The organism is Archangium sp. (genome assembly GCF_036389735.1).
GTDB lineage: Bacteria > Myxococcota > Myxococcia > Myxococcales > Myxococcaceae > Archangium.
Window position 1 is genome coordinate 1 of the sequence record NZ_DASVWK010000996.1, and the last position, 4168, is coordinate 4168.

The 4168-nt window shown below is 70.7% G+C and carries 4 protein-coding genes and 1 pseudogene; all 5 read right to left on the reverse strand.

Annotated features, from left to right (window positions below; all coding sequences use genetic code 11):
* Positions 1 to 467 (reverse strand): hypothetical protein (locus tag VF794_RS35640; RefSeq protein ID WP_331117583.1); only part of this gene is annotated, 467 nt, incomplete at its 3' end.
* 23 nt (positions 468 to 490) lie between these two features.
* Positions 491 to 1285: a tRNA pseudouridine(38-40) synthase TruA gene (gene truA, locus VF794_RS35645; protein WP_331117584.1), complete on the reverse strand. Its 795-nt coding sequence runs from the start codon at positions 1283 to 1285 to the stop codon at positions 491 to 493.
* Position 1286: 1 nt separating this feature from the next.
* The gene (locus VF794_RS35650) at positions 1287 to 2483 is read right to left on the reverse strand and encodes a serine/threonine-protein kinase (RefSeq protein WP_331117585.1); all 1197 of its coding nucleotides are present in this window, start codon (positions 2481 to 2483) and stop codon (positions 1287 to 1289) included.
* A gap of 51 nt (positions 2484 to 2534) precedes the next feature.
* A complete protein-coding gene (locus VF794_RS35655) occupies positions 2535 to 3521 on the reverse strand; it encodes a class I SAM-dependent rRNA methyltransferase (RefSeq protein WP_331117586.1) in 987 nt (328 codons plus the stop codon).
* Positions 3518 to 4168: pseudogene (locus tag VF794_RS35660) on the reverse strand (amidohydrolase); the annotation flags it as partial. The gene VF794_RS35655 and the pseudogene VF794_RS35660, both read right to left, overlap by 4 nt.

A 4168-nucleotide genomic window follows, 5' to 3' on the forward strand; every position in this document is an offset into this window, starting at 1 on the left:
TGGGCCTTCTGGGCCTGGCTGCCCGCGTCGGTCCGACCGCGGAGGACGGCCCGGTGGCAGAGCACCACGCCCGCGGCGAACACGCTCCACTCCACCAACGCCACCACCCACCCGCGCTCCACCCAACCGTCGACCCCGGCGCTCACGAACTCGACCGTGAGCAGGAAGAACCGGGCGGTGAGGGCGGCCCCGAGCGCGGTGGACCAGGCGCGCAGCTCGATGATGCGGCTGGCGCCGTAGCACAGCAGGGGCAGCACCACGAGCAGCCACAGGTTTCCTCGCACCACATGGGCGATGAGGCGGAGGAGCGCGAAGGGCAGCGCGTCTATCCGGACGGCGAAGCGCATGTAGAGGGTCGCGCTCAGCACGGAGCCGAGCACCAACGCGATGAAGCCGAGCCCCCCGGTGAACAGGACACGGAGGAGGCGGACGCGCAGCGGATCGAGAATGGCCTTCGAGGTGCTCACAGGACGCACAGCCTAGCGCATCCTCACTCCGAATCATCCCCGTCCGCCGTCCCGCCTGGCGTGCGAGGGGGCGGGCCGTCTCCATAGAAGACCTCTTCCAGGACGAGCCCTTGGGGCGGTGCGGTGGGGCCGGCGCGCTTGCGATCCCTGGAGGCGAGCACCTCGGCCACCCAGGCCTCGGGACGACGCCCCTTGCCCACCTCCACCAGGGTCCCCACGAGGTTGCGCACCATGTGCTTGAGGAAGGCCGTGCCCTCGACGGTAACGGAAAGCTCGTCCCCGGACGTGCCCTGGACGTCCACCTTGCGCACCTCGCGCAAGGCATGGGCGGCCTGGCAGTTCGAGGCCCGGAAGGCGGAGAAGTCATGCCGGCCCACGAGGTGCGCGGCGGCCAGCCGCATGGCCTCCACGCGCAGGGGCGCGAATACCTCCCAGTGGGTGAAGCGGCGCAGGGGCGAGCGCGTGGACTTGTTGCTCACCCGGTAGCGGTAGCGCTTGCCGTGGGACCAGCGGCGCGGGTCGAACTCGGGGGAGACCTCCTCGGCGCGGACGATGGCGATGTCCTGCGGGAGGATACCGTTGAGCCCCATCCAGTACGCCTTGAGCGGCAGGGCACGCTCCGTGTCGAAGCACACCACCTGCCCGGTGGCATGTACCCCGGCGTCCGTGCGGCCGGCCGCCTCCACGGCCACCCGCTCACCGAGCAGCTCCTCGAGGGCCTGCACGAGCCGCGACTGAATGGAGACGCCGTTGGGCTGCACCTGCCAGCCCACATAGTGGGTGCCGTCGTATTCGAGCGTCAGCTTCAATCGGGGCATGTCAGCGGTACTTGAGCCAGGAGGCGAGGACGTCGCCCACCATGCGCCCCACGGGGACGTTGTGCTTGCGGGCCAGCGCCTCCAGGGCCTCGAGCTGAGCCGTGGTGACGGGCACCGGGAGGATGCGCTCGATGGAGGTGGAGGCTTCCTCGGCGGGCGGGGCCGACTCCAACTCCAGCAATGGCGCGGCGGGGCTGGAGGGGGTGGGCACGGGTACGGACTCGCGCGTGGGGCGCAGCCGCAACTGCTCCTCCTCCAGCTCATCGAGGAAGAGTTGCTTGAGGAAGTTGGAGAGGTGGAGGTTGGTGGGGGTGAACTCGTACGCGTTGAGGAAACGGTCGAGGTCCTGCTGGAAGTGCCAGGCCGAGGGGTAGCGCTTGTCCCGATCCCGCTCCAGGGCCTTCATGAGGATGGCTTCCACGGGCTCGGGGATGTCCGCGCGGAAGTACGAGGGCGCGTACACCTTGCCATCCACGATGCTGCGCATGACGGCCACGTCGGACTCGCCGGTGAAGAGCTTGAAGCCGGTGAGCCACTCGTAGAGGACGGCGCCCAGGGAGAAGAGATCGCTGCGGTGGTCCAGGGGCTTGCCCAGACACTGCTCGGGGCTGAGGTAGCTGAGCTTGCCGCGCAGCTCGCCGGCGCGCGTCTGCTCCACCCGGTTGGCCGCCTTGGCGATGCCGAAATCCAACACCTTCACCGTGCCGTCGAAGCACACGAAGATGTTCTCCGGCGTCACGTCCCGGTGGACGATGTTGAGCGGGGCACCGTACAGGTCCACCTTCTGGTGCGCGTAGTGGAGGCCCTCGCACACGGACGAGGCGATCTTCAGCGCGTACACCATGGGGAAGGGAATCCCCAGGGACTCGGCCTTGGGGACGATCCGTCGCATGTCCCGACCGAAGAGGTACTCCATGCCGATGTAGTAGCTGTCACCCACCTTCCCCAGGTCGTGGATCTGCACGATGTTGGGGTGGTTGAGCTGGGCGGCGAGCCGGGCCTCGTTGAGGAACATCCGCACGAAGGCCGAGTGCCCGGACAGGTGGGGCCGGATGCGCTTGATGACGACGGGCTTCTCGAAGCCGTCCGGTCCGGGCTGGTGGGCGAGGAAAAGCTCGGCCATGCCGCCTACCGCGAGGCGGTCGATGAGCTTGTACTGGCCGAACGGCACGGGGGCGCGGGGGGCTGCGGGGGACATCGCGGGCCGCACGATAGCGCCCTCGGGGCCCGCGCGACCATGGGGGTTGCGTCAAGACAGCTCGAGCACCCGCACCTTGAGGGCGGCCGGGTGCTCGGGGGACTCCGGAAAGTCCACCGGCGAGGGGCCCAGGCCGAGCACTCCCCTGCCCTTGCGCCCCGCCCGTGCCACCCCCTCCGTCACCAGGGCCTCGAAGCGCCGGGACGCCAGCGTGGCGAGGTTGCAACACGCGACCAGTCGCCCCCCGGGAGCCACCACCCGCGCGCAAGCCTCGGCCAGCGAGGCGTAGTCCCGCGCGGCCGAGAAACGGCTCGTGCGCGTGGTGGCGAAGGAGGGCGGATCCGCCACCACCACGTCGAAGGTCTCCCCCTTGCGCGCCAGTCGGCCCAGCCACTCGAAGACATCCCCCGCCACGTAGTCGTACCGGTCCACCGGCTGCTCATTCAGGCGCGCGTTCTCCTCGCCCCAGTCCAGCACCCGGCGGCTGGCGTCGATGTTGAGCACCCGCTTCGCCCCGCCCGCCCTGGCCGCCACGCCAAACCCGCACGTGTAGGAGAAGAGGTTGAGCACCGTGAGCCCTCGCACCTCCCCGGCCAGCCACGCCCGCGTGTCCCGCATGTCCAGGTAGAGCCCCACCGACAGGCCCTGCCCCGGGCGGATCCGGAAGCGCAGCCCGTTCTCCAGCGACTCCAGCGACTCCAGCGATTCGCCACGCGCGGCCACCTCCGGGGCGAGCTGCTCCTTGGCCACGTTGGCCAGATGGCGTGCCTCCTTCGGCCTCCGCTTCAAATAGAGGCTCTTCGGTGCCCAGGCGATCTCGGCCGCGTCGAGCAACGCCGCCTCCTGGGCCGGGGAGAAGTCCCGGTAGAGGCTCATCACGTGGACGTGCTCGAAGAGGTCCACCGTCACGTCGGGCAGGCCATCGGACGCACCGTTGACGAGTCGGTAGGCCGTGGTGCGCGGGTCCTCCCGCAGCGGCGCGCGCCGTTCCCAGGCCAGCCGGAGGAGTTCCTCCAGCGACGGAGCCTCGGTGCTCATCCGCTGCGCACCGGGCCTTCGGGATCCTCCGCTTCCGGGACATGGGCGCGCGCCCAGAGGGCGGAGAGCACCTGGGCGGCTTCGCGCGCCAGCACCACCTCGTCCACACCGAGCAACTGCCCCTCGCGCACGGTAACGCGGCCGTCGACGATGTTCCATGCCACCCTCGAGCGCCCGAGCTGACCGAGCAGGTACGGCGACTGTCCACTGGAGGCGTCCAGCGCGGGAACGAAGTCGAACACCACCAGATCCGCCAGCCGCCCCTCCTCCACCGCGCCCGAGGGGACGCCGAAGAGGCGCGAGCACAGCTCGGCCGGGCCGTCCGCGAAGAGCTGCACCAGCACGCCGTCCGGGTCCACCAGACGCGAGCCGCGCGCGGCCCCCACCACCGTGACGAGCGCGGCGCCCAGCGCGTCCCAGAGGTTGCCGTGCCCGCCGCTGCCCAACCCCATCAGGTTCTGCCGCCCCAGCAGCGTCTCCAGGGCCCGGCCACTGGGCTCCACGAGCAGGGCCGCCCCGGGGCCGAGCGCCACGCAGGTGCCGGACTGCGCCAGCCGCATGGACTCGGCGTCGTCCACGGAGCGCGCGTACGCGGCCACCGAGAGCGGCCCGAGCAGCCCGAAGCCCTCCAGCCGCGGCACCACCCG